29 protein-coding genes are annotated in these 20,959 nt (G+C 51.8%); 15 read left to right on the top strand and 14 right to left on the bottom strand.

Annotated elements, in window-relative coordinates; all coding sequences use genetic code 11:
• Window position 1 precedes the first annotated feature (1 nt).
• Window positions 2–1,132, top strand: coding sequence for an aminotransferase class V-fold PLP-dependent enzyme (locus tag K5621_RS14255; protein ID WP_221049561.1), 1,131 nt, complete (start codon window positions 2–4; stop codon window positions 1,130–1,132).
• A 116-nt stretch (window positions 1,133–1,248) separates the two neighbouring features.
• Here the strand turns inward: K5621_RS14255 and ruvX are convergent, their stop codons facing one another.
• The 4 genes from ruvX to K5621_RS14235 form a co-directional block, all read right to left on the bottom strand.
• Complete coding sequence (ruvX, locus tag K5621_RS14250) at window positions 1,249–1,668, bottom strand: Holliday junction resolvase RuvX (protein ID WP_025009458.1); 420 nt, start codon at window positions 1,666–1,668, stop codon at window positions 1,249–1,251.
• Window positions 1,669–1,681: 13 nt separating this feature from the next.
• Window positions 1,682–2,242 carry a YqgE/AlgH family protein gene (locus tag K5621_RS14245; RefSeq protein WP_221051208.1) on the bottom strand — a complete coding sequence of 187 codons (561 nt, stop codon included), beginning with the start codon at window positions 2,240–2,242 and terminating at the stop codon, window positions 1,682–1,684.
• A gap of 27 nt (window positions 2,243–2,269) precedes the next feature.
• Complete coding sequence (gene yciH / locus K5621_RS14240; protein WP_101059075.1) at window positions 2,270–2,599, bottom strand: stress response translation initiation inhibitor YciH; 330 nt, start codon at window positions 2,597–2,599, stop codon at window positions 2,270–2,272.
• Between the two features lie 181 nt (window positions 2,600–2,780).
• Window positions 2,781–3,095 (bottom strand): hypothetical protein, encoded by a 315-nt coding sequence (locus K5621_RS14235; protein ID WP_221049560.1) that lies wholly within the window; start codon window positions 3,093–3,095, stop codon window positions 2,781–2,783.
• Between the two features lie 178 nt (window positions 3,096–3,273).
• On the opposite strand from K5621_RS14235, the gene K5621_RS14230 reads away from it, so the two are divergent.
• Entirely contained in the window at window positions 3,274–3,831 is a 558-nt protein-coding gene (locus tag K5621_RS14230) for a DUF4136 domain-containing protein (RefSeq protein WP_221049559.1), read from the top strand.
• A 63-nt stretch (window positions 3,832–3,894) separates the two neighbouring features.
• On the opposite strand, the gene K5621_RS14225 is transcribed toward K5621_RS14230, so the two are convergent.
• Window positions 3,895–4,779, bottom strand: coding sequence for a LysR family transcriptional regulator (locus K5621_RS14225; RefSeq protein WP_221049558.1), 885 nt, complete (start codon window positions 4,777–4,779; stop codon window positions 3,895–3,897).
• 85 nt (window positions 4,780–4,864) lie between these two features.
• On the opposite strand from K5621_RS14225, the gene K5621_RS14220 reads away from it, so the two are divergent.
• From K5621_RS14220 to K5621_RS14210, 3 genes are all read left to right on the top strand, one after another.
• Entirely contained in the window at window positions 4,865–5,296 is a 432-nt protein-coding gene (locus K5621_RS14220; protein WP_221049557.1) for a PACE efflux transporter, read from the top strand.
• 193 nt (window positions 5,297–5,489) lie between these two features.
• The gene (locus tag K5621_RS14215; RefSeq protein WP_221049556.1) at window positions 5,490–6,065 is read left to right on the top strand and encodes an OmpA family protein; all 576 of its coding nucleotides are present in this window, start codon (window positions 5,490–5,492) and stop codon (window positions 6,063–6,065) included.
• 30 nt (window positions 6,066–6,095) lie between these two features.
• Window positions 6,096–6,920 carry a mechanosensitive ion channel family protein gene (locus tag K5621_RS14210; protein ID WP_100145769.1) on the top strand — a complete coding sequence of 275 codons (825 nt, stop codon included), beginning with the start codon at window positions 6,096–6,098 and terminating at the stop codon, window positions 6,918–6,920.
• Between the two features lie 83 nt (window positions 6,921–7,003).
• On the opposite strand, the gene queF is transcribed toward K5621_RS14210, so the two are convergent.
• Window positions 7,004–7,861 carry an NADPH-dependent 7-cyano-7-deazaguanine reductase QueF gene (gene queF / locus K5621_RS14205; protein WP_221049555.1) on the bottom strand — a complete coding sequence of 286 codons (858 nt, stop codon included), beginning with the start codon at window positions 7,859–7,861 and terminating at the stop codon, window positions 7,004–7,006.
• Between the two features lie 59 nt (window positions 7,862–7,920).
• Here queF and syd point away from each other — a divergent pair, with 59 nt between their 5' ends.
• Window positions 7,921–8,562, top strand: coding sequence for a SecY-interacting protein (gene syd / locus K5621_RS14200; RefSeq protein ID WP_221049554.1), 642 nt, complete (start codon window positions 7,921–7,923; stop codon window positions 8,560–8,562).
• A gap of 75 nt (window positions 8,563–8,637) precedes the next feature.
• Here the strand turns inward: syd and K5621_RS14195 are convergent, their stop codons facing one another.
• Both K5621_RS14195 and K5621_RS14190 read right to left on the bottom strand, forming a co-directional pair.
• Entirely contained in the window at window positions 8,638–9,411 is a 774-nt protein-coding gene (locus tag K5621_RS14195; RefSeq protein ID WP_028779837.1) for a Zn-ribbon-containing protein, read from the bottom strand.
• Window positions 9,411–9,749 carry a hypothetical protein gene (locus tag K5621_RS14190; RefSeq protein ID WP_221049553.1) on the bottom strand — a complete coding sequence of 113 codons (339 nt, stop codon included), beginning with the start codon at window positions 9,747–9,749 and terminating at the stop codon, window positions 9,411–9,413. The genes K5621_RS14195 and K5621_RS14190 overlap by 1 nt, the downstream gene beginning before the upstream one ends.
• 165 nt (window positions 9,750–9,914) lie before the next feature.
• Here K5621_RS14190 and K5621_RS14185 point away from each other — a divergent pair, with 165 nt between their 5' ends.
• Complete coding sequence (locus tag K5621_RS14185) at window positions 9,915–10,280, top strand: DUF3192 domain-containing protein (protein WP_037466957.1); 366 nt, start codon at window positions 9,915–9,917, stop codon at window positions 10,278–10,280.
• A 22-nt stretch (window positions 10,281–10,302) separates the two neighbouring features.
• Here K5621_RS14185 and K5621_RS14180 read toward each other — a convergent pair whose 3' ends face one another.
• Window positions 10,303–10,533, bottom strand: coding sequence for a DUF2789 domain-containing protein (locus tag K5621_RS14180; RefSeq protein ID WP_025010969.1), 231 nt, complete (start codon window positions 10,531–10,533; stop codon window positions 10,303–10,305).
• A 271-nt stretch (window positions 10,534–10,804) separates the two neighbouring features.
• Between K5621_RS14180 and K5621_RS14175 the strand changes: the two genes are divergently transcribed.
• From K5621_RS14175 to K5621_RS14165, 3 genes are all read left to right on the top strand, one after another.
• The gene (locus tag K5621_RS14175) at window positions 10,805–11,455 is read left to right on the top strand and encodes a GNAT family N-acetyltransferase (protein ID WP_221049552.1); all 651 of its coding nucleotides are present in this window, start codon (window positions 10,805–10,807) and stop codon (window positions 11,453–11,455) included.
• A 12-nt stretch (window positions 11,456–11,467) separates the two neighbouring features.
• Window positions 11,468–11,773, top strand: a complete 306-nt coding sequence (locus K5621_RS14170; protein ID WP_221049551.1) for an Mpo1-like protein — start codon at window positions 11,468–11,470, stop codon at window positions 11,771–11,773.
• 339 nt (window positions 11,774–12,112) lie between these two features.
• Complete coding sequence (locus K5621_RS14165) at window positions 12,113–12,391, top strand: hypothetical protein (protein WP_221049550.1); 279 nt, start codon at window positions 12,113–12,115, stop codon at window positions 12,389–12,391.
• Window positions 12,392–13,452: 1,061 nt separating this feature from the next.
• Here K5621_RS14165 and K5621_RS14160 read toward each other — a convergent pair.
• Window positions 13,453–13,842 carry a DUF3301 domain-containing protein gene (locus K5621_RS14160; RefSeq protein ID WP_100145142.1) on the bottom strand — a complete coding sequence of 130 codons (390 nt, stop codon included), beginning with the start codon at window positions 13,840–13,842 and terminating at the stop codon, window positions 13,453–13,455.
• Window positions 13,839–14,852, bottom strand: a complete 1,014-nt coding sequence (locus K5621_RS14155; protein ID WP_221049549.1) for a DUF3549 family protein — start codon at window positions 14,850–14,852, stop codon at window positions 13,839–13,841. The genes K5621_RS14160 and K5621_RS14155 overlap by 4 nt, the downstream gene beginning before the upstream one ends.
• A 104-nt stretch (window positions 14,853–14,956) precedes the next feature.
• Here K5621_RS14155 and K5621_RS14150 point away from each other — a divergent pair, with 104 nt between their 5' ends.
• Both K5621_RS14150 and truC read left to right on the top strand, forming a co-directional pair.
• Window positions 14,957–15,280, top strand: coding sequence for a YqcC family protein (locus K5621_RS14150; RefSeq protein ID WP_221049548.1), 324 nt, complete (start codon window positions 14,957–14,959; stop codon window positions 15,278–15,280).
• Window positions 15,252–16,094 carry a tRNA pseudouridine(65) synthase TruC gene (gene truC / locus K5621_RS14145; protein ID WP_100145148.1) on the top strand — a complete coding sequence of 281 codons (843 nt, stop codon included), beginning with the start codon at window positions 15,252–15,254 and terminating at the stop codon, window positions 16,092–16,094. The genes K5621_RS14150 and truC overlap by 29 nt, the downstream gene beginning before the upstream one ends.
• Before the next feature lie 264 nt (window positions 16,095–16,358).
• On the opposite strand, the gene K5621_RS14140 is transcribed toward truC, so the two are convergent.
• Window positions 16,359–16,535, bottom strand: coding sequence for a hypothetical protein (locus K5621_RS14140; RefSeq protein ID WP_100145150.1), 177 nt, complete (start codon window positions 16,533–16,535; stop codon window positions 16,359–16,361).
• A gap of 127 nt (window positions 16,536–16,662) precedes the next feature.
• On the opposite strand from K5621_RS14140, the gene K5621_RS14135 reads away from it, so the two are divergent.
• From K5621_RS14135 to purU, 3 genes are all read left to right on the top strand, one after another.
• On the top strand, window positions 16,663–17,127 hold the full coding sequence (locus K5621_RS14135; protein ID WP_100145775.1) for a flavodoxin: 465 nt from the start codon (window positions 16,663–16,665) through the stop codon (window positions 17,125–17,127).
• Complete coding sequence (locus K5621_RS14130) at window positions 17,079–18,560, top strand: PTS transporter subunit EIIC (protein WP_221049547.1); 1,482 nt, start codon at window positions 17,079–17,081, stop codon at window positions 18,558–18,560. Before K5621_RS14135 ends, K5621_RS14130 begins: the two co-directional genes overlap by 49 nt.
• A gap of 84 nt (window positions 18,561–18,644) precedes the next feature.
• Window positions 18,645–19,478 carry a formyltetrahydrofolate deformylase gene (gene purU, locus K5621_RS14125; protein WP_100145152.1) on the top strand — a complete coding sequence of 278 codons (834 nt, stop codon included), beginning with the start codon at window positions 18,645–18,647 and terminating at the stop codon, window positions 19,476–19,478.
• 25 nt (window positions 19,479–19,503) lie between these two features.
• Here the strand turns inward: purU and K5621_RS14120 are convergent, their stop codons facing one another.
• Entirely contained in the window at window positions 19,504–19,869 is a 366-nt protein-coding gene (locus tag K5621_RS14120; RefSeq protein ID WP_100145153.1) for a DUF3718 domain-containing protein, read from the bottom strand.
• 252 nt (window positions 19,870–20,121) lie between these two features.
• Window positions 20,122–20,946, bottom strand: a complete 825-nt coding sequence (gene dapD / locus K5621_RS14115; RefSeq protein WP_028779848.1) for a 2,3,4,5-tetrahydropyridine-2,6-dicarboxylate N-succinyltransferase — start codon at window positions 20,944–20,946, stop codon at window positions 20,122–20,124.
• Window positions 20,947–20,959 lie beyond the last annotated feature (13 nt).

Here is a 20,959-nt window from a genome sequence, read left to right as displayed (position 1 = left end):
AATGTCGTTGAAATCGCGTTTTCATCTGCCCGAAGGGCACTATTTTTTGTCCCACTCTGTGGGCGCCATGCCAAAGGGCTGCGAAGCTGCGATCAGCGAGTTTCTCGGCGCCTGGAAGCATCAAGGCGGTGAAGCCTGGCCTGTGTGGCTCGAGGGGGTTGAGCAGTTTTTGCAGCAACTTGCGGCTTTGACCCGAGTTCCCGCCAGTGGCTTTTGCCCGCAGCTGAATCTCTCTTCGGCTTTATCCAAGCTGGTCGGCGCCCTGCCGAATGCCAAGCCCGGTCAGCGGATCTTGGCCACTGAACTGGATTTCCCCTCCATGGGGTTTGTACTGCAACAGGCCGAGAAGAAGGGCTACCGCCTGCAGTTGCTTGAGCCGCAAGCCGGGCTGGTGTCTTTGAGTCAGTGGCAACAGGCCCTGGGAGAGGATGTGGCGCTGGCCTTTATCACCCATGCCATTTCTGAAACCGGTCAGTTGCAGTCCGTGAGTGAAATTTGCGCTCTGGCCCGAAGTTTAGGGGTAATGACTGTGGTGGACATTGCCCAGTCTCTTGGAGTCATACCGATAGATTTGGGGCAGTGGCAGGCTGATGCTGTCTTGGGGTCCTGCGTTAAATGGTGTTGTGCTGGCCCAGGGGCGGCCTTTTTATGGCTCAGCGATAGGTTGGCCCAGACGCTGGAGCCTGTTGATCTGGGATGGTTCTCCCATGAGGCGCCGTTTGAGTTCGATATCCATGATTTTCGCTATGCCAAGGGAGCAAAAAGGTTTTGGGGGGGCACGCCTTCCGTATTGCCTTACATGCTGGCGGCGGCGTCACTGCAGCAGCTGCGTGCTTTCGGCGATAGCCAAATTTATCAACACAATCAGCGTCTGGGGCAGGGGATCCTGGATTGTGCCCTGAGTCATGAACTCAAGGTGGTGACGCCCAATATCAGCGGTGAGCGCAGTGGCACTGTGGTAGTCGATTTCGCCGATAGGCAGGCGGCACAGCAAGTGTTCAACAGATTGGGGATCAAGACAGACTTGCGCCCAAGATTCGGCTTTCGCTTTTCGCCGCATATCTATACCGATGGTGAGGATATGGAGGCTTTGCTGCAGGGGCTCAGACAGTTGGCCGGCAAAAGGCCCTGATCGCTTGGGGGCAGGGTCTAGGGCCGATCCAGATGGGACTCATTCCTGAGGAAGCCGAAATAAGATTGGACCAGCTGCGGCTTAAACTCCCCGGGAGTCTTTAAGCCGCTGAAGTTTCAGTACTGGTTCTCGAAATAGCTTTCGATGATCAGCACAGCAGAGACGGCATCGATCTGGCCCTTGGTCAGCGCCTTGAAGCCACCGAGTTCAAATAATCTGGCCTTGGCATCGGCCGTGGTCAGGCGTTCATCCTGGGTGGCCACCTTGACACCGAAACGCCCGGCAATACGGTTGGCAAACTTACGGGCTCTCTGGGTCATCTCCTGCTCTGTGCCATCCATATTGAGTGGCAGTCCCACCACCACGAGATCCGGTTGCCATTCTTCGATTAAAGCCGCTATCTGCTGCCAATCGGGAATACCATCCACTGCCTTGATGGATGTCAGTGGGCTGGCACTGCCGGTCAACTGCTGACCTATGGCTATGCCTATGCTCTTAGTGCCGAAATCGAAGCCCAGTACGGTTTTTGCTGTCATTTTGCCTCTGTAATCAAGCGTGTCCCATCTGGCTGGACATTTGCCAGATATCGAATCCCAGTGATTGGGTGGCCTTGAGCCAACGATGCTCATGGGGAGTATTGAACAGTATCTCGGGTGTGGCGGGAATGGTCAGCCAGCTGTTTTCCGCCAGTTCTTGCTCCAGCTGGTGGCGGCTCCAACCAGCGTATCCCAGCGCCACCAGAAAATGCTCCGGCGCCTTTGAGGTGCCAAGAGAGGTCAAAATATCCCGTGAGCTGGTCAGCATTATCTCGTCATTGATGGCAGTGCTGTTGGCCCAATGGGGTTGACTACTGTGCAGTACAAAGCCCCGCTCCGGGTTCACCGGACCGCCTACCAGTACGCTGTTGTCTATTGAAGGCTTGAGAGATTCCTCTTCTGCCAGCTCCATCTGCAGCAGTAACTCATCAACCTCAATGCCTATGGGACGATTGACCATGAGTCCCATGGCGCCCTTGCTGTCGTGCTCGCACACATAGATGAGCGAACGCTCGAAGAAAGTATCATCGAGCGAAGGCATGGCGATAAGAAAATGATTTTGCAAACTGTCCATCATACTGCTCCTGGTACTTGTTGCCTGTCAGCCGCCGGCCAGCTTCACCTTGTAGCCCAGCTTCTCCAGCAGGCCCTGGATTTGCTCACGATTGTCGGTCTGGATCTCGATGTCGAACGCTTTTACCGTGCCGCCGCAACCGCATTGCTTCTTGAGTTTTTGTGCCAGTTCTTTCAGCGCCTTGGCATCCAGTCCCAGCCCCTTGATCACTGAAACACCTTTGCCTTTGCGGCCCTTGCTGTCCTTGTGGATCCGGACGATACCATCGGATGTCGGGACTGTAGCTTGTTCCTTGGGCTGGCTGATACGGCCTTTGTCGGTACTGTATACCAAACTGACATTAGGATCTGTTTTCATTGTTGATGCTGATCTATGGTTTATGGGCGCAGTCTAGCAGATTTAACCTAAGCGCCCAATGGCTTGCTCCAAGCCGCTGAAATCAAAAAAAAGCCACCGTTAAGGTGGCTGGTAAAAAACTGAAATTGTGCAGGGAACAATATCAGCCACCGGCTTGGACGCCGGCAATCACAAGAAGATGTCAGGAAAGCAGTATTCCGCCAAGCACTGCCACCACAGATAAAAAGGCGCAGGGCAGCATCAGTATTCTTAGCTTGGGCACCAGTAGTGTCAGTGTCGTCAGGACGAAGCCGAAAGCGGCCAGATCAAAAGGTGAAATCTGTTGCTCGACCAATCTGGCACCGAGCCAACCGAGAATGAGCAGCGGCAGGATAAGCAAACGCCTGGCTTGACTGATGCTGCCTATTCCGGCCAGTTCCTGCGCCTGTTGTAGCAAAGAATTTCGAGTCAGCAAAACACCACTGGCAATAATAAAGAATGCGAGATACCAAAACATGAGTCATTCACTATTCAATCTACATGATAATCATTATCATTTGGTGCTATACTGAAGTCAAGCTGAATCGGTAAACTAAATTTTGTTAAATTCGGTTGTAGAGCAGAAGATTGAAATGTAAGCTGATTTCATGGGTTTTTATGGCCGTTTCCTGGCCTGGGTAAACGAGGAAATTTCGATGAAGTATCTGATAACAGCCGCAATGGCACTGATGCTAAGTGCTTGCAGTACACTGAATACTGGCTGGGATTATGACCCGGGTGTGAACTTCAGCCAGTACAAGAGTTATGCCTGGGTGGAAAAGCAATCCGAAGACACCAGCTATCATCTGGATGGTTTGATGGATCAGCGAGTACGTGATGCCTTGGATCGGCAGTTGGCACAAAAGGGCCTGCAGATTGCTATCAAGGAAAACGCCGATATCCTGGTTAACTATTTGACCAAGGTAGACAAGAAAATCAATGTCGACACTTTCAACACCAACTATGGTTACAACCCATATTGGGGGCCGGGTTGGGGCTGGGGCGGCAATATGCAGACCCAAACCACAGTACGCGAATATGAAGTCGGTACTTTGATTGTGGATCTGGTCGACGCCAAGTCCGGCAAGCTCATCTGGCGTGGCTCAGTGGCTGACACTATTCGCGATAGCGATACTCCGCAAAAGCGAATTGCCAAGGTTAACGAGGCGGTAGCCAGTGTAATGAGCAACTTCCCGCCCAAGGTGGAAAAATAACCTCTGATCCACGCGGGTACATTGTGGGAATTCAACATTGGAATAAAGCGGCATAAAGCCGCTTTATTGTTTTTTAAGCAGTTCACGCAGTAGTTGCCGCATTCTGACATTGACTCTGGACACCTGACTGGCCGATGACTGGAGTACATCCACATTGGCCTGCCAGCCGCCTACTTCAAAATCCAGCTTTACGGCCTGTAATTCCCCCTTACTCATTGCTTCCTGAGCCAAAGGCCTTGGCAGCAGTGCCCAACCAAACCCTTGTTTGGCCAGCTCCAACAGGACGTAATAGTTGTCGGCAAACCAAACATCCGGCGAGTGCACCTGAACGAACCAGAAATTACTCGAGTATTTGCTGCCTATGACCAGTTGTCTGTGCAGTTTGAGAATATCCGTATGCATGGCACGTATCTCGGCCAAGGGGTGTTTGGGGCTGACCAGTAACTCAAAAGTCACAGTGCCTATGGTTTCAAAGTCCAGGGTTTCGGGGTAAACCGGTTCACTGAACAGCAGGCCCAAAGTGGCTTTGCCTTCCTTGACCAGAGCAATCACATCTTTGCTCGAGGCGCACAGCAAACTCAGGCAAATTTGCGGAAACTCTAGCTCCAGTTGTCTGAGCAGATCGCCGAGGCGGTTGTAGGGGATCCCTTCATCAACCGCCAGAATCACTTCCATTGATGTGTCACTGCCCAAACCTGATACCTGTTGAGCCAATCTGCGGTGCTGCGCCAACACGGCTTTGGCGTAGGGCAACAGGTGATGCCCAGCCGCGGTCAATTGGGGATAACGACCGCTGCGGTCAAAGAGTTGCAGCCCGGTATCCAGCTCCAGATTCATTATCTGCTGGCTAATACCGGATTGCACTTTACCCAGTTGTCTGGCGGCGGCTGAAAAGGAGCCCGTCTCGACACTGGCGACAAAAGCTTCCAATTGTTCTGTGGTTAACATATCACTAATGGTGATGGTATCTAACTTTTATGTATCTTAATGATAGATGATAATCCGCGGCCTGTTAATCAGAATGGAAATAAGCATGACTACTCAAGAACGTATTTTTCAGGCGCTACTATTCGAAGCCATAGCCCTTATTCTATTAATCCCGGTTGCCTCCTGGGCCACAGGCAGCGCAGTGAGCACCATGGCAGGCGTGAGTGTTTTCTTAAGTGTGTGTGCCATTGTGTGGAACTACTTGTACAACCTGGGGTTTGACCGGCTTTATGGCAATAACCGTGATGCCCGTGGTATTGGGCTCAGGTCATTGCATACCCTGGGATTTGAAGGTGGACTCATTCTGGTGACGGTTCCCGCTATTGCCTGGGCGCTGGAAACCAGCTTGCTCAACGCTTTCTTTATCGAAGCCGGTATTCTGGTGTTCTTCTTTTGCTACAACCCCTTGTTTAACTGGTTCTATGACAGTTTGCGGCTCAAGTATGTCGGCCCATATCAGCAAGGTGTTAAACAATAAAATGCTGTTCCGTTAATTCATTCACTAATTGTCATCAACCAATAATGGTTTGTCTTGGTTAAAAATACGGATATCTATACAATGTGTCTCTGAAAAACTGTGACTTGAGTCATCAAAGCTTCAATGTTGATTGTGGATTATTCTCTGCAGTGACACAGTCGATACTATGGCTTAAATGAGCGGGGAGAGCCGAGTGATAAGTGGTTGGCGAGTGACTTTAGGCTTGGCATTATTGTTGTTGAGTTGGGGCGTGTTTGCCTGGGGTGACTCAGACGGTGATGGCGTCCCTGATAACAAAGATGCCTGTCCCGGAACTCAGACACTGATACCAGTGAGTGCCAATGGTTGTGTCTTGGACAAGGCCTTTTCTCTGACGGATATCTGTCTGCCAACAACTGCTGCCGGTACCTATCCTGCAGGTTGCGGCATCGCTGAACCTGTCAGGCTATATTTCGACTTGGGCTCGGCGCAGATACCTCTAGCGCAGTGGCCGCAACTGGCCAAAATGAAAGTTTTTCTAGAGCAATACAATGTAAACCTGAGTATTGAAGGGCATGCCGATATCAGCGGTTCGGATGCCATAAATCAACCTTTATCTGCAGCCCGGGCCGAAAGTGCTAAAGCAATATTGATTAAGGATTATGGTTTTCCGGCGGCGCGATTCAGTACTCGTGGATATGGCAGTAAGCAGCCTGCCGCTGATAATACCAATGTCTCAGGCCGCAGCCTTAACCGCAGGGTTGAGTTTGTGGTCGATTTACCTAAGTAATTTAAACAAGGTGTTAAAGGGAGTTTTATGATGGAAAATCTCGAAGGGCTATTGCAACAGGCGCCTGAGTTAATAGCAGCCTACGGCATCAAGATATTGCTTGCCATTGTTATTTTCTTTGTCGGTAAATATCTGTCTAATGTGGCCAAGAAGGTTACGGCTAAAGTATTGAGTAAACGCAAGATAGACCAAACCGTGGTTTCTTTTGTGGCCAATATGGCTTGGGCAGTGGTGTTTGTGTTCACGGTTATCGCTACTTTGGGGCAGATTGGAATTCAGACCGCGTCTCTGGTTGCGGTTCTCGGTGCCGCTGGTTTGGCCGTGGGTTTAGCGCTGCAAGGCTCACTATCTAACTTTGCCGCCGGGGTCTTGATGGTTCTGTTCCGCCCTTGCCGCGTGGGAGATTATATTGAAGCTGCGGGTGTTGCCGGTACTGTCGATGAAATCACTATCTTTTCAACTCGTCTGAAAACCCCGGATAACAAGGTCATCATAGTGCCCAACTCCACTATCATGAACGGTAGCATCACCAACTACTCGGCTATGGACAAGCGCCGCATCGATCTGGTGATCGGGGTTTCTTACGATGCAGATATCCGTCATACCAAGCAGATACTGACTAGCATTCTCGATAACCATGAAAAAGTACTGAAAGAGCCTGGTTATACAGTCGGTCTGCACACCTTGGCTGACTCTTCGGTCAACTATGTGGTTCGCCCTTGGGTGAAGTCTGCTGATTACTGGGGTGTCTACTTCGAGCTGATGGAGCAGATTAAACAATCTCTGGACGACAACGGCATTGGCATCCCTTATCCTCAGATGGATCTGCATGTCAAAGAGTTGCCTTCCAAGTAAGGCCGCTGCAGCATAACATTCAATGCCGTTCACTGGTTGTGAACGGCATTTTCTTTGGCTTAAATAAAATCCATCTTTGGTGATTATTGTCTCGCCAGGCGTTGGTTTTCTGGCAGGTGCTCAAAGTCACTGCGGAAGGGGTTGATGTCCAGCCCACCTCTGCGGGTGTAGCGGGCGTAGACGGTCAATTTACTGCAATGGCAGAAACGCTTCAGATCGGTGAATATCCGCTCCACACACTGCTCGTGGAACTCGTTATGCTGGCGGAAAGAGATCAGATAGCGCAGCAGTTTTTCCCTGTCTATCTTGGGTCCCTGGTAGCGGATCATCACGCTGCCCCAATCAGGCTGTGAGGTGATCAAACAGTTGGACTTAAGCAGGTTGGAGTTCAAGGTCTCGGCGACTATCTGCTTGTCGTCTGTGCTGTCCTCGAGCCATTTGGGGTTGAACTCATAGTCGCTGACTTCAATATCCAGATCGTCAATGCAGTGCCCCGGCAGCTCAACAACTCTCAGGCTGTTGAAGTGCTTGGGTTCAATCACTCTGACTTTTACCTCGCCATTGGCACAGCGGCTCAGATCTTGGGTCAGGGTCTGCTCGACGGCTTCAGTACTGTCAAAGCGGGTTTGATTGAAACTGTTCAGATAGAGCTTGAAGGATTTGGACTCGATTAAATGCTCACTGTTGAGATCCAGCTGGAACTCGGCGATGGCCACCATGGGCTTGCCCTTGGCATTGAGCCAGGAGAGTTCATAGCCGGTCCAGATATCGGCCCCCTGAAACGGCAGAGGCGCACTCAGGTTGATTGCATCACGGTTGAGTTTACGGGGCACTCCCTGCAATAGCTCAGGGGCGTAATGCTCTTGATAATCTGTCTGCTGACCCAGTGTCAGGCCAGATAAGGCTTCGGCGTTCCGGTAAGGGTCGTGATTCTGTGTCATCAAGCGGGTTTCCGTGTCAAAATAGGCCACCATTATACCTGAATTTGGAAGTGCGATAAGTGTCTTGTGCCCAGGCGTTGGAGCAATTTCTCAGCCGTTATCATCAAAGTTACCAGTCGAGTCTGGGGGAAGGCCCCAGATATTATGCTAGGGGAGAAGCCTCGCCCTGTGTGCTGCAGGAGGATGGTGAAGATCCGCTACTGTGGCAGACTATTCGCCGAGAACAGCCTGGCAGTTTTGCCAATGTCAGCCATGCGCTGGAGTTGCCGCTGCATGCCGATATCGACGAGTTTTATGGGCAGTTTTTTGCCGCGCATCTGTTGTTTGAAGCCGATTTCGGCGAAGGGGAACTATTGCAGCCCTGGAGTCAGGATGATTTTGAGTTTCTGCAGCAGAATCTGATTGGGCACCTGATGATGAAACGCAAGCTCAAGCAGCCACCGACCTGGTTTATCGGTCTATTGGGGCAAGGTGATGAGATGATCTGTGTGGATAACGAAACCGGTGCTGTCTGGCGCGAGACCCCGGGTGAGCTTCCCTCAAAGAAGCTGGCAGACAGTCTGGAAGAGTTTCTCACTTTGCTGCGCCCCAGAGTGGCGCCAGCGGTCGAGCCAGTGGAGCCGGCCATGGCGGATGTCGACCATCCCGGTCTCTGGGCGCGAATGAAGCTTATGTGGCAACACCTGTTTTCTCGCCGCTGACAGTCGGGGTTGCCACTGTCACTATTGATTGATGAACACTGCTATTGATGATCCTAGGCCATTGATTGTCCCAGTTTATTGATGATCCCAGGAGAGGTTGGAGACTATCCGGCAGTTATCACAGCGGAAATGAAATAGATCCAGCAACGGGCTGGGCTGGCGCCAGTCCGGGTTGCCACAGCGGGGGCAGGGACGGGCCAATTCGGCTTGCTTACTCTCTCCCCCGACCCGGTAAAGGTAGTAATAGGTCGGAATTTGGGTCAGATATTCGATACGGCCGCGCAGATCCCAGCCGCGGCGGAACAGATCGCTGTCCGGGCTGGAAAGCTCCTCGAGGGCGGCAAATTCGGCCTTGGTTGCTGCGGCCATCTGCAGTTCATCACAGGCTTGCCACTCGGTTTGCCAACGGATCACCCGCTTGTGATCGCCGTTGAAGGTCGCGGGAATGCGATAGAGTGGAATGGGTAGCAAGTTATCGCCGCTGCGCAGCGGCGAGCACATATGCACATAGCTGGTATAAAGTAGCTGCCAACTTGGGGGCTCCAGGGTGCTGACCTCGGAATTGATATCCTGACCTATGAGCTTTTCCTTGGGGGCCAGCAGTTTGGCCTCGGTTAACTGCTGCAACGCCTGTTTGGCCCAGGGACTGTTGTGCCTGTTGGCCAGACTGGTTTCTTCCGGTAGCAGCAGCCTGACTCTGAACTCCCCGTCCCTAAAGGCCACCGCAAATTCGCGCCCCAATACCTGACCGTTGGCCCGCCAGGCTTCAAGCAGGGTATTGATGGCTTTTTCTGCGGCGCTGATAGTGGTGTTGGCAAAGCATTCAAACCTGAGTTCGCAGACAAACATTATTGCTGGCCCTCAAGCTTGGCGAGTCTTTGTTGCAAGGCCGCGAATTCTTGTTTCAGTTGTTGCTGTTCCTGGCGTAGCTGGCTGATTTCCTGCTGGAGAACTTCTACTGTGGTGACAGCTTGTTGTGGCACGGTTTCTTGCAGTTGAGGTGCGTCTTCAAGCAGTTTTTCCCGTTCACACTCTGGCAGGGATTTGAAACGCTGCAGACCTTCAACCAGCAGTGGCATTGGTAACTTGTTGCCGAGTCTTGCCTTAATCAGTGCCAGAGAGGGAGTATGGCCGCTTTGGGCTACTGCCGCCGCGGCGGCCATGACCTGTTCCAGTGGAGTGGACATCTTGGTAAAAAACCTCACATTTTCGCGAATAGCTACATAGTGCAGCAGTTGTTTGCTTTATCATTTTGATATTTATCAGTTTATTTGTTGGCCTGCATGTTGCATAGCGTTTGCTGCATTTGCTTAACAAAAGTCAACATTTGATAAATATAACAAGGAGTGACAATGAACAAGTTATTACTGCCACTGATGGGGATTGCAAGCTTAGGGCTTAGTGCCTGTGTGGTCAATGTCGGCGATCACGAAGCCAACTGGGATGAAAAGGAGTCCTGGCAGCTGCAGCAACAGCAAAATCAGCAACAACTGGCCAAGTTGACTCTGGGGATGGATCAGCAACAGGTGCAGCAGCTCATGGGGCAGGCCGACTTTAATGAAGCCTTTCTCTCCAATGATCAGCAAGTACAGGTACTATTTTACCGTACCCGCCACAGACACAGTGATGGCAAGACCACCAAGGATGAGTGCACCCCCTTGGTGTTTCGCGATCAACAACTGATTGGCTGGGGCGATAAGGCCTACGCGCAGCTGTAATTCACACTCATCCCAATTTCAATCAACTCCTGAGCTGGGCGTCCAAATGGTCTATGGTGTCTGACCATTGGGCGTCCTCGGCCAGAGCCTCTGTTAAAAAAGTGCGCTGCGCTTCATTCCAGAATGGTGCATCCACCAGTTTGACTCCCTCGGGGATAGAATGTGTGCCGATAAAGCCTTCTATCGCCTTGCTGCTGCTGGGGAGTCCCAATTGCTCAAATAAATGGGCCAAGTCTGTGTGGGTGGTATCCATATTCTGACCTCCAGAAGTCCTGACATATATTGCCAAGGTGATGAGTCACGGGTGAACAAGCCTTCATAAAACAGATAGTAAGCCTTATTCCTTTCCCTTAGCTTATACCAATCGAACCGCAGATCCATTGCTTTAAATCGGCAGAGCTTAATATCTCTGTGTGAATGTTGCCCACGGCAGTAGTCGAACGGCCTGATAAGCAAAAGATTGTACTTTGATCCAAAATTGTTAAATTGGAAACTACCCTTTTGGCTGACAAGGACAACAACAAATGGAAACCCAGACTCCCGATTCCCTGCGTGCCGTCTACCTGACGGCAGAAGATTTGCGCCTGGCCGCATCAATTCTCTATAACGCCTATCACGATGATGCGTTTTTTCAGCAGACCTTGCCGGCTGCCAATGCCGCCGAATATGAACAAAAGCTCAGAGCCGCAATTCGTGAAGAGCTCAATGAGCTTTGGCAACAGGAGCAGCCCCTTATTGGGTTGTTCGATGCTGAGCGCTTGGTTGGGGTTGCCTGCGTGGTGACCTCATCACTTCCCCAGGGGGAGGGGCGCTATTGGCATTGGCGTTTGAAAATGCTGCTGGGGACAGGCTGGCAATCGACGCAGAAGTTGATGCAGAAGGAGAATTCAATTCTGGAGCACCTGCCGGCTACTGAATACGGCATTATACAGTTCATTGCTGTAGCTTTAACCGAGCAGCGCAAGGGTTATGGCAAGTTGCTCGTCCAGGCGGTATTGGGTTGGTGTGATGAGCAGCCGGAGCTGGAAGGGGTTGGAGTCTTTGTGACCGAGGATGGCCATTCTCATCTGTTCCGAGAGCAAGGCTTTGTACCTGTGGTTGAGCTCAATATAGGGCAGTTAACCGGAGAGTTGCTCTTTTACCACAGTCATACCGATGATGACGTCTACCAATAACAGGAGTTAAGAGTGGAGCAAAAGTACAAGAGTTTTGCCGAGTTTTATCCTTTCTACCTGTCGCAGCATTCCGATCCCGTATGCCGAGGTTTGCATTATCTAGGTTCGACCCTGGTATTGCTTATTCTGTTATTCAGCCTGGTTAGTGGACAATTTGTATGGCTCTTGGCTCTGCCTGTGGTGGGTTATGGCTTTGCCTGGATGGGTCACTTTGGTTTTGAACACAATAAGCCGGCGACCTTTCAATACCCAGTCTACAGCTTGATGGCTGACTGGGTCATGTTGGCCCAATTTGTCAGTGGTAAACGTCGTTTCTGAGTGTTTTTGGTTATTTACCAGTACCAATGTGAGACATGTCTCACAAAGCTGTGCGACAAACATAAGCCTTATTGGCTGTTCTTACTGATGAATAATTAAATATTTTTAATAAACAAGTGTTTAGCCTTTTATTAGCGACAGCTGAATATTTGTCATTCCCAGCATGTTCTAAAATTGACCATCTCAAAGAGGGGGGCCTTGGGTACACTTAAGTTGTGGTCAGGGCAGGATGCTTTGACAGAGCTTCCAAGGAAGGGCAAGTGTCAGGATGACACGTTTTGGAAAGGCCTATGCAAGGACGAGCTGCAAGGAAGCCTGCTAAATGGATTTCAGTCATGGATGACAATCAAGACAGGAGGTCTTGAAACCATTCCAGGGAAGTTCAAGCCAAGGAAATGGCTCGCAGGGAAAGCAGTATCCATGATGGATACACAGGAGATTTTTCTGGTAATAAGGAAATTGCCGCGCCAGGAAAGGGCATTTGAGACAGGAAGGTCTGCTAAGGAAAGCGTTCAGGACGAAGTAGAGGACAGGCTCAGGGATGCCCGCCTTTGGGTTAAGGGAAAACCCAACTCATGGACGACAACAAGCTCGTGGATGGGCAAACATGGAAGATGAGTGCCAGGAGGCCATAAGGAGGCTCAAGGGAATTGAGCAGACACCAGGATGGTTGTAAGCAGGGATGAAAAGATAGCTTGGAAGCTGTCATCACTGAGACAAGGTGTCCACAGGAAGAAATTCATACGCATGGAAGGTGCAGGGAGCACAACTCAGCGGGATGGCTGACAGCAGTAAATAGGGCGCGTCTTAGGACGCGCCTTTTCTTTTGCTGTTTTTTCGTATAGGGAGTCATTAAAGCTTGGGTAATTCCGGTACTGATTTATAGCCGATGTGTATTTAACTACACACCGTTTTCCATTAAAGCTGGGCGTCGTGTGCGAGATGTCTCACAAGACTGTGAGACAAACAAGAGTTAAACAGCGGGTTTTGTCGCTGAAAAACAATTAAGCCATTTAAAATTAATTAGTTATGCAATTCATTTCAATTGCTGCAAAAAAGTTGCACGAGTTATTGAACGGTTTCTGTACAACCCTGGGGGCGGGATTGGATTAGTATTTAAATCATCCAAGGACAAGGATGATTCAGGAAACAAGGTCAGGAAGACCTAAACCGTGAGGAACACGGTCCAAGGATGACTCAAGGAAGATGCCTATCAGGATGATGGCAAACAAGGAAAGGTACTGACCCAAGGAATGTGGTCAGCGTCAGGAAGACGAAACAGGATGTATTGAACGGATGCGCAAGGACGATACTGGACACGCTTAAGGATAGAGCAAGGCCCGATCAAGGGATAATCGGGACTAAGGGAACAGGTACGCAAGTACAGGGACTCGCCAGGATGGTACAGGGAGCGCAGGACGCACGGCAGACGCATGGATGGTGCAGGGAAGCAACTTAATAGCTGGAAGGCTTAACAGAGAAACAGATGGGCGCGGCTTAATTGTCGCGCCCTTTCTTATTTTAGGGATTTTTTATTTGGGGACTTAAACGGTTCTCAAACTTTGAAGGCGCAAGAGCTTGCTGCCATATTCCTGACTTTTTATCTGTGTAACTGGCCAAACTTTGTTGATTCTTCAACGACGGGAGCGGCTCAGTTTTCTGTCAGATGCAGCAAAATATCAGCGGCACTTACCCGAACGGCACCCCCCTCCTGAGCCACAACCACCACCGACACTGCCTCTGGCCGTTGGCGCTTCATGCCATTCGGGTTCGGGAAAGATGGGCCACTCAATTTTCTGGATCTGTTTGCCGTGCATCAGAATATGGCCGCGATACTGGTTGATGCCATCGGTACTGAACTCAAACATAAAGCGTGCCTTCCAGCACAGACCATTCCGGCCCCCAATGCTGGGACGCGCCGACTCCATGGCGATGGCTAGCATCTGCACCTTTTGCCGTTGGCATTCCCGTTCGGCAAATACCCTGCTGAGTTCGGCCATTTGTCGCAGCTGCCAGAAAAACGCAGCAATCATTACCAGCGCTGCGATCAGGAGAAAATCTGTCATCATTCTGTGGTCGCCCTGAACAGACCGCCAATGGCGCCGGACAGGCGGTCACTGCGGTGAGGATTGCGAAGTTCGCTCAATACCTGGGTACGTATCCCGGGTATGGCCACAATATCAGCAAAGATTTGATTAAAGAAGCTTTGCTCCTGCAAAGCCAGAGCCTCGAGATAAATTTTGCGGCATTCATCCTGTTTCAGACTAAGCCAGCAGCGGGCGGCAATGGCGATCAAGGCGTCAATATTCAGCGCTTGTTGCTTGTCCAGCTCAGTTATCGCCTGTTGGCAAAGTTCAGGGTGAGACGCCAAGGCGCGAAGGAAGTAAACCTTATGCTCGGGGGCAGCATCTTTGAATGCCTGGAAGAGCGTTTCGGCAAGCGCCTCTGGCAATAGTATATGTTCCAGTTGCTGGCAAAGGGCTATCTGCACCTCGGCGGCGCCTTTGCTCAACCCTTGTTGCAACAGTGCAGAGTGATCCAATTCATTGACCCGGGCACAGATATCCGCCAGCCCTTGCAGCCCCAAATGTTGCCAGTTTTCGGCTGCCACCTTGCCGCTCAGGTATTGGCAGGCGTATTCATACTGCACAGAAGCGGCTTGTCCCAGTTGTTTGCGCACCAAGGCGTTGAACAGGGCCAGTTTTTCCTGTGGCGGCTTGAAACTGAAGGGATGATTGGCCATCTGTTGCTGCTGAGCTTCGGTCAGTTCACGGGTCAGGTTTTCCCCCATGGCTTCAAGCAACATCTGAATAAACTGGCTGCGTGCAGCGGGGACCAGGAGTCCGCGCTCATCCAAAGGTAATTTCAGGAACCAGATATATTGCTGATTACTGCCATCCCAGAACACCAGGGCAAACTGGGCATGTCCTTGTATGGGGAAGGGATAGGGGCTTTGAAGGGCTTCTATCTGATGAAAAGCCATGGGATCTATGTGTTGCACCCGGCGGCCGAGATCATAGACCTGATATTGGGTGTTGGCGGCGGTGAGAAGTTCGCTGAGGGTAGTGATACTGTCCATGCTCGTTTGACTCTTGTACAACAAATGCGGTGCATTATAGGGATAAGCTTGGCCCGATGGTATGATTGGCGCCAATTTATTGTTTTGGATCTGCGAGGTGACAGATGCCTTTTCTGGCGACTGAAAAACTCTTGTTGGCCATAGAGGCCGAGTTGAAAGCGCAGGGAATGTGGAGCGCAACCGAACCTGGCGTGGCAGCCATGGCCAGTCAGGCGCCTTTTGCCTGTGACAGCATGGCATTTGAAGCCTGGTTGCAGTTTATTCTGTTGCCCAAAATGCGCACGCTGATAGACGCCGAAATGCCGCTGCCATCAGCCATAGCAACTGCACCTATGGCCGAGCATGTCTGGGGCGAAGCGCCCGCATACCGTAATTTGATCACTTTGTTGAGAACCTTGGATGAACTCCTTACCAAACAAACAAGATGAGACCCAGCTTCAAGCCGAGATTTCGGAGCAATCTTTAACGCATGTGGATGAAGAGAGCCCCGAGATCCGTATCCTCTATGAAGATGAACACTTGGTTGCCATCCATAAACCGGCGGGATTACTGGTGCACAGAACCTATCTGGCGCGAAAAGAGCGTTTTTTCGCCATGCAGCTGACCCGTGATCTGGTCGGTTGTCATGTGTTTCCGGTGCACAGGTTGGATAGGCCGACCTCGGGTGTCTTGCTGTTCGCCAAGAGCAGTGAAATTGCCGCTATTTTGTGTCAGCAGTTTGCCGGGCGCGAGACACGCAAAGAGTATCTGGCCCTGGTGCGCGGCAATATGCACCAAGCCGGTACGCTGGACTATCCACTCAAAGAAGAACTGGATGCCGTGGCCGATAAACATGCCGACCGCAACAAGGAAGCTCAGGACGCCATTACTCAATATGCGCCGCTGCTCAATGCCGAGATCCCTTTCCCGTCAGGGCGGTACCCCAGCAGTCGTTTTGCCTTGATACGTCTATCGCCGCAGACTGGGCGCAAGCATCAACTCAGAAGGCATATGGCTCATCTGCGTCACCCCATCATAGGTGACACGACCCATGGCGATGGCAAACAAAACCGTTTCTTTCGCGAACACTTCGGCCTCAACCGTTTATGGTTGCTGGCTCAGAGCTTGAGCTTCACTCACCCAACGACAGGCGAGCCCGTCACCATAGTGACAGAGCCGGAGGCCGAATGGCTGCAAGTGTTCGAAGGCCTGGGCTGGGACGAGTCCCAGCTTGAGTCAGACAGCGGTTTGCTGCTGGCTTAGGGAAGGTGCGAATAAGTCCTAGTGGCACTCTGGCTTGCACAGCAATTGGCGTTCAAGGCATCTGACTGAAGGCATGCCGGGGCCTGTCGAAGTCGGATAACGCAGAGAGCCGGTTGCTGTGAAAGCCCCGAAGGGCGTGGCTTACAGACCTGCCTGCTATGTTGTGCTTCTTGCAAAGGACTAGGGCCATTTGCGGCGAACCACGCCTTGCATCCAGGCCCGTAAGCCGACGCAGAGCACACATGGGACTTGTTCGCACCTTCCTTAGGTTTCGTCTTTATTGGTGCGCTGGTGCATCATGTCAAGCAAGGGACGATAGGCGTCGAGTGGGTAGTGGGCGTGGTGCTTATCTTGTTGAGCGGCTCTGAAGTAACACATACGGCGGACATGAGTTGCCCTTTGGTGTTGCTTCTGAAGTTTCTGCTTGCTGCTCTGTCGCATCGCTGCGTTTCCTTATCGCCAGTGGCGTGTCGGCTGGGTGTCTGTTGATGCTTATGCTTGCAGCATAAGCAGACGATACAGTATGGTGGAGAACAATGAGTATTGGTCTCGAGGCGCAGAGTATAACATGAAAAAAGTGAACCTGGTGTTTGGAACTGTCTATGGTAATGCTCAGTTTGTTGCCGAGACGCTCCAGAAGCAGCTCCAGGCCCAAGGCGTGGAAGCCAAACTTTGGCAAAGTCATGAGCTTAACGGGTATGTACCGACTGCCGATGAGTATCTGTTGTTGGTCTCTTCTACTACTGGCCAAGGGGATCTTCCGGATGATATTTTACCCTGGTTTTTGGCGCTGAAAGACACTGCCCCCTACTTGCCAGAGCTTAGGTACGGGGTTATTGCCCTGGGGGACTCGAGTTATGAGACCTTCTGCGGCGCAGGTAAACAATTGGATGAACTGTTTGCGGAGCTTGGTGCCAAACGTATCGGTGAGCGTTTGGAGATTGATGCCTGCGAAACCATGGAACCCGAGGTCGAGGCTCAAGCATGGCTCAACAACTGGCTCCCCCTGTTGAAAGCGGAAGCGGGCGCCTGAAAGGCTTTTCGCAACATTGGTTTAAGTTTGCCCAGCGCTTGAGTCAGGCGCTGCTTGTTCCTATTGCTATCCTGCCTGCTGCCGGTGTGATGAAAGGCTTAGCCAGTACGCCGACAGGTATTTTGTCTCCTTCACTCAATGAGCTGTTTGCTACTACTGGCGATCTCATCTTCACTATGATGCCGCTGCTGTTTGCCATCGCCATTGCCATAGGTTTTTGCCGCGATCAGGGGATTGCCGCCTTCAGTGCGGCGTTCGGCTATGGGGTATTCAACTCAAGCTTATCGCTGCTGGCTTCGCAAAACCCCGTGCACACTTCGGTTTGGCTCGGAGTGGAGACCATAGATACAGGTATAGCCGGTGGTATGTTGCTTGGGGTGATGACCTGTTTGGCGATGGCTATGAGTCGTCATTTGCGTTTGCCGGCTATCTTTTCCTTCTTTGAGGGACGCCGCAGTGCGCCATTGCTGATGTTGCCATTGGCGGTGTTGCTGGCTTATTTGCTGGCGCTTATCTGGCCACCTTTGGCGCACTATATTGAGGTGTTTTCCAATTGGGCTGTGTATCAAAAGCCGCAGCTGGCCTTTGCCATCTATGGCACTGTGGAGCGTCTCTTGTTGCCACTTGGACTGCACCATATCTGGAATGCACCTTTCTATCTGGAGCTTGGGCAGTATTATCAGGATGGTGAATGGCTCAGAGGCGAAGTGGCGCGCTACCTCGCCGGCGATCCCCAGGCCGGCAATCTGGCCGGAGGCTATCTCATCAAGATGTGGGGCCTGCCGGCGGCGGCCCTGGCGATTTGGCGCTGTGCCGACAAGAGTGAACGCAATCGGGTGGCCGGCATCATGCTGTCGGCGGCGGCAACCAGTTGGCTTACCGGGGTGACTGAGCCGATAGAGTTTGCCTTCCTGTTTGTAGCGCCTTTGCTGTATCTGGTGCACGCACTGTTGACCGGGCTGGCTTATGCTGTCTGTATCTGGCTCGACATTCACTATGGGCTGGTGTTTTCCAATGGTTTGCTGGATTTTGCCCTTATGTGGCATCAATCTGCCAACGCCGGTTGGTTTCTGATCCTGGGTCCCTTGACCGCAGTCATCTATTACCTGATTTTCCGTGCTTCCATCATGGCATTCAATCTCAAAACGCCGGGGCGGCTGGAGCCGGAAACCGCTTCGGGCGGCAATCTGCTGGCCATGATAGGTGCCCTCGGCGGCGCCGCCAATATCCGCAATCTCAGTGCCTGCATGACCCGCTTGCGCCTGAGTGTCGAACACCCTGAGCTGGTAGACAAGTCCCGCCTGTTGGGATTGGGAGCCAAGGGCGTGATAGTGGTAGGGCAGGGCGTCCAGGTGGTGTTTGGCACCAAGGCCGAGACCTTGAGAGGGCTTTTGCAAAAGTATCTGGACAGCCGCTCGGCTAGCCGGGGATAAAGGGCTGCTTTTAATGAATAAATTTTAAGCGTTAGCGGCGAGACTATGGCATATTCAAACTTTAATGCTGCAATAGGAGTCGATATGCCACGCAAAATACTGATGATTGATTGTGCCGATGAATATGGGCTTATCGCCAGAGTCACTGGGGTATGCTTTCAGCACAGACTGAATATCATCAAAAACAACGAGTTTGTCGATAATCAGCAGGGGCGCTTTTTCATGCGTACCGAACTTGAAGGTGAGTTCGATGAAACTAAGCTGCTAGAAGAATTGGCCGAAGTCCTGCCCAAGCAAAACCATATGAAACTGGTGGATGCCGGACGCAAGCGCATAGTGGTGTTGGCGACCAAGGAGGCCCATTGCCTCGGGGATCTCTTGATGAAAACCTACTATGGTGCCCTCGATATGGAAATAGCCGCCATAGTGGCCAACTACGACACCCTGGCACCGCTGGCGGCTAAGTTTGAGGTGCCTTTTCATCATGTCAGCCATCAGGGGCTGGATCGCAGCGCCCACGAGCGTGCCATGTTGGAAATTATCGCCAGCTACCAGCCTGAGTACCTGGTACTGGCCAAATATATGCGGGTGCTCACCCCAGAGTTTGTCGAGCAGTATCCCAATAAGATCATCAATATTCATCACTCCTTTCTGCCGGCCTTTATCGGCGCCAATCCCTATCGTCAGGCGTGGGAGCGCGGGGTGAAAATTATTGGTGCCACGGCGCACTTTGTGAATAACTGTTTGGATGAGGGACCTATCATCAAGCAGGATGTGATCCCTGTGGATCACAGTTACAGCGCGGCAGATATGGCCAAAGCCGGCCGAGATGTGGAAAAAAGTGTTCTCAGCCGGGCTCTGGCGCTGGTACTCAATGAGCAGGTCGTGGTGTACGGCAACAAGACCTTGGTATTTTAATCCGAGTGTTTTGGGTTCAGTGAGTTCAGCGGAAACTCACGTAGAGTTTTTCCTCCTCTGGGATCATGGCCATATCGGAAATGGTCACTTTGCCGGGCAGGAAGCGGCCAATCTTTTTGGCGGTGCGATCGGCGCCGTGACTCATGGCAAATTGATGCAGTGACTCACCATTGCATACCAGACGAGGGAACACTCGCTGTTCATTGATCCGGTACTCACGCAAGGTGCTGGAAAACTCTATCATGCTGTTGCTGGCACTGGACTTACAGACCTGGATCAACGCCTGCTCAATATAAGGATCCATTGCGGCCTGGGCACTGAGAGAGCCGAAGCTCAGGCCGGCGACAGCCAGCAATACAGCGCCGGTGCGGGTACGTTGGCAAAGGTTCATGGCTTGCTCCTTTTCGGGACGCTTCAAGTACCATTTAAGTACAGTCGTAGCAGCGGCATTTGCCAGTGATTGAATAGGGCTTTATGTCAGCAGTTGTTGCTGCTGGGGCAGGGTGTGTCCCAAGGTGTATAAGTTTGTCTCTTGGTAAGTAAATGTGTCTGCCTGCGCCCTTATGGGCAGAGCAGACACATAGATGGGGATACTGAGCTAATAAAGTGCTTATTGTTTAAGGTCAGCTCCCGAGGGCAAGGGTCAGTCAACCATCCGCAGCAGTTCGTTGATACCCACTTTACCACGGGTCTTCTCGTCTACTTTCTTGACTATGATGGCGGCGTAAAGATTGTACTTGCCGCAGCTGGAGGGCAGAGTGCCTGACACTACCACAGAACCTGCTGGAACTCGGCCATAGTGAATTTCACCGGTTTCGCGGTCATAGATGCGGGTGCTCTGGCCGATATAGACCCCCATGGAGATCACTGAGCCTTCCTCGACCACGACCCCTTCAACGATTTCAGAGCGGGCACCGATAAAGCAGTTGTCTTCAATAATGGTCGGGCCAGCTTGCAGCGGCTCGAGTACGCCACCAATACCGACACCGCCGGAGAGGTGCACGTTCTTGCCAATTTGTGCGCAGGAGCCAACCGTGGCCCAGGTGTCGACCATGGTGCCTTCATCCACATAGGCGCCCAGGTTAACGTAAGAGGGCATAAGTACAGTGTTTTTGCCGATGAAAGAGCCCTTACGCACCGCCGCAGGTGGCACAACACGTATGGCTTCGGCGCGGAAACGCGCTTCATCATAGTCGGCAAACTTCTGTGGTACCTTGTCGAAATACTTGGTTTCGGCCCCGTCGATTACGCCATTGTCGAAGATGCGGAAAGACAGCAAAACGGCTTTCTTGAGCCATTGGTGCACATGCCATTGGCCGTCCAGTTTCTCGGCCACTCTGGCCTCGCCTCTGTCCAGCATGTCAATCACTCGTTCCACATCGGCGCGCAGCTCGGCGTCAACTGTGGTAGGGCTTATCTGTGCGCGAGCTTCAAAAGCCGCCTCAATACGTTGGCGTAAAGCCTCCATTGGTTTCTCCCGT

This window comes from Shewanella carassii, from assembly GCF_019670705.1.
Lineage (GTDB): Bacteria > Pseudomonadota > Gammaproteobacteria > Enterobacterales > Shewanellaceae > Shewanella > Shewanella carassii.
Note: the sequence above shows the minus strand (reverse complement) of the source record. Positions and strands in the feature narration are given on the sequence as shown.

Excerpts from the sequence above, each read along its gene's own strand:
- K5621_RS14225 (WP_221049558.1), bottom strand. The coding sequence starts at position 4,779 with ATGTTAACCACAGAACAATTGGAAGCTTTTGTCGCCAGTGTCGAGACG.
- K5621_RS14230 (WP_221049559.1), top strand. The coding sequence starts at position 3,274 with ATGAAGTATCTGATAACAGCCGCAATGGCACTGATGCTAAGTGCTTGC.
- K5621_RS14160 (WP_100145142.1), bottom strand. The coding sequence starts at position 13,842 with ATGATGACAGATTTTCTCCTGATCGCAGCGCTGGTAATGATTGCTGCG.
- K5621_RS14180 (WP_025010969.1), bottom strand. The coding sequence starts at position 10,533 with ATGGATACCACCCACACAGACTTGGCCCATTTATTTGAGCAATTGGGA.
- purU (WP_100145152.1), top strand. The coding sequence starts at position 18,645 with ATGCCACGCAAAATACTGATGATTGATTGTGCCGATGAATATGGGCTT.
- K5621_RS14165 (WP_221049550.1), top strand. The coding sequence starts at position 12,113 with ATGACAATCAAGACAGGAGGTCTTGAAACCATTCCAGGGAAGTTCAAG.
- K5621_RS14150 (WP_221049548.1), top strand. The coding sequence starts at position 14,957 with ATGCCTTTTCTGGCGACTGAAAAACTCTTGTTGGCCATAGAGGCCGAG.
- K5621_RS14220 (WP_221049557.1), top strand. The coding sequence starts at position 4,865 with ATGACTACTCAAGAACGTATTTTTCAGGCGCTACTATTCGAAGCCATA.
- truC (WP_100145148.1), top strand. The coding sequence starts at position 15,252 with ATGAACTCCTTACCAAACAAACAAGATGAGACCCAGCTTCAAGCCGAG.
- K5621_RS14135 (WP_100145775.1), top strand. The coding sequence starts at position 16,663 with ATGAAAAAAGTGAACCTGGTGTTTGGAACTGTCTATGGTAATGCTCAG.
- K5621_RS14245 (WP_221051208.1), bottom strand. The coding sequence starts at position 2,242 with ATGGACAGTTTGCAAAATCATTTTCTTATCGCCATGCCTTCGCTCGAT.
- K5621_RS14210 (WP_100145769.1), top strand. The coding sequence starts at position 6,096 with ATGGAAAATCTCGAAGGGCTATTGCAACAGGCGCCTGAGTTAATAGCA.
- K5621_RS14155 (WP_221049549.1), bottom strand. The coding sequence starts at position 14,852 with ATGGACAGTATCACTACCCTCAGCGAACTTCTCACCGCCGCCAACACC.
- yciH (WP_101059075.1), bottom strand. The coding sequence starts at position 2,599 with ATGAAAACAGATCCTAATGTCAGTTTGGTATACAGTACCGACAAAGGC.
- K5621_RS14185 (WP_037466957.1), top strand. The coding sequence starts at position 9,915 with ATGAACAAGTTATTACTGCCACTGATGGGGATTGCAAGCTTAGGGCTT.
- K5621_RS14255 (WP_221049561.1), top strand. The coding sequence starts at position 2 with ATGTCGTTGAAATCGCGTTTTCATCTGCCCGAAGGGCACTATTTTTTG.
- K5621_RS14120 (WP_100145153.1), bottom strand. The coding sequence starts at position 19,869 with ATGAACCTTTGCCAACGTACCCGCACCGGCGCTGTATTGCTGGCTGTC.
- queF (WP_221049555.1), bottom strand. The coding sequence starts at position 7,861 with ATGACACAGAATCACGACCCTTACCGGAACGCCGAAGCCTTATCTGGC.
- K5621_RS14130 (WP_221049547.1), top strand. The coding sequence starts at position 17,079 with ATGGCTCAACAACTGGCTCCCCCTGTTGAAAGCGGAAGCGGGCGCCTG.
- K5621_RS14235 (WP_221049560.1), bottom strand. The coding sequence starts at position 3,095 with ATGTTTTGGTATCTCGCATTCTTTATTATTGCCAGTGGTGTTTTGCTG.
- K5621_RS14195 (WP_028779837.1), bottom strand. The coding sequence starts at position 9,411 with ATGTTTGTCTGCGAACTCAGGTTTGAATGCTTTGCCAACACCACTATC.
- K5621_RS14175 (WP_221049552.1), top strand. The coding sequence starts at position 10,805 with ATGGAAACCCAGACTCCCGATTCCCTGCGTGCCGTCTACCTGACGGCA.
- K5621_RS14140 (WP_100145150.1), bottom strand. The coding sequence starts at position 16,535 with ATGCGACAGAGCAGCAAGCAGAAACTTCAGAAGCAACACCAAAGGGCA.
- K5621_RS14190 (WP_221049553.1), bottom strand. The coding sequence starts at position 9,749 with ATGTCCACTCCACTGGAACAGGTCATGGCCGCCGCGGCGGCAGTAGCC.
- ruvX (WP_025009458.1), bottom strand. The coding sequence starts at position 1,668 with ATGACAGCAAAAACCGTACTGGGCTTCGATTTCGGCACTAAGAGCATA.
- dapD (WP_028779848.1), bottom strand. The coding sequence starts at position 20,946 with ATGGAGGCTTTACGCCAACGTATTGAGGCGGCTTTTGAAGCTCGCGCA.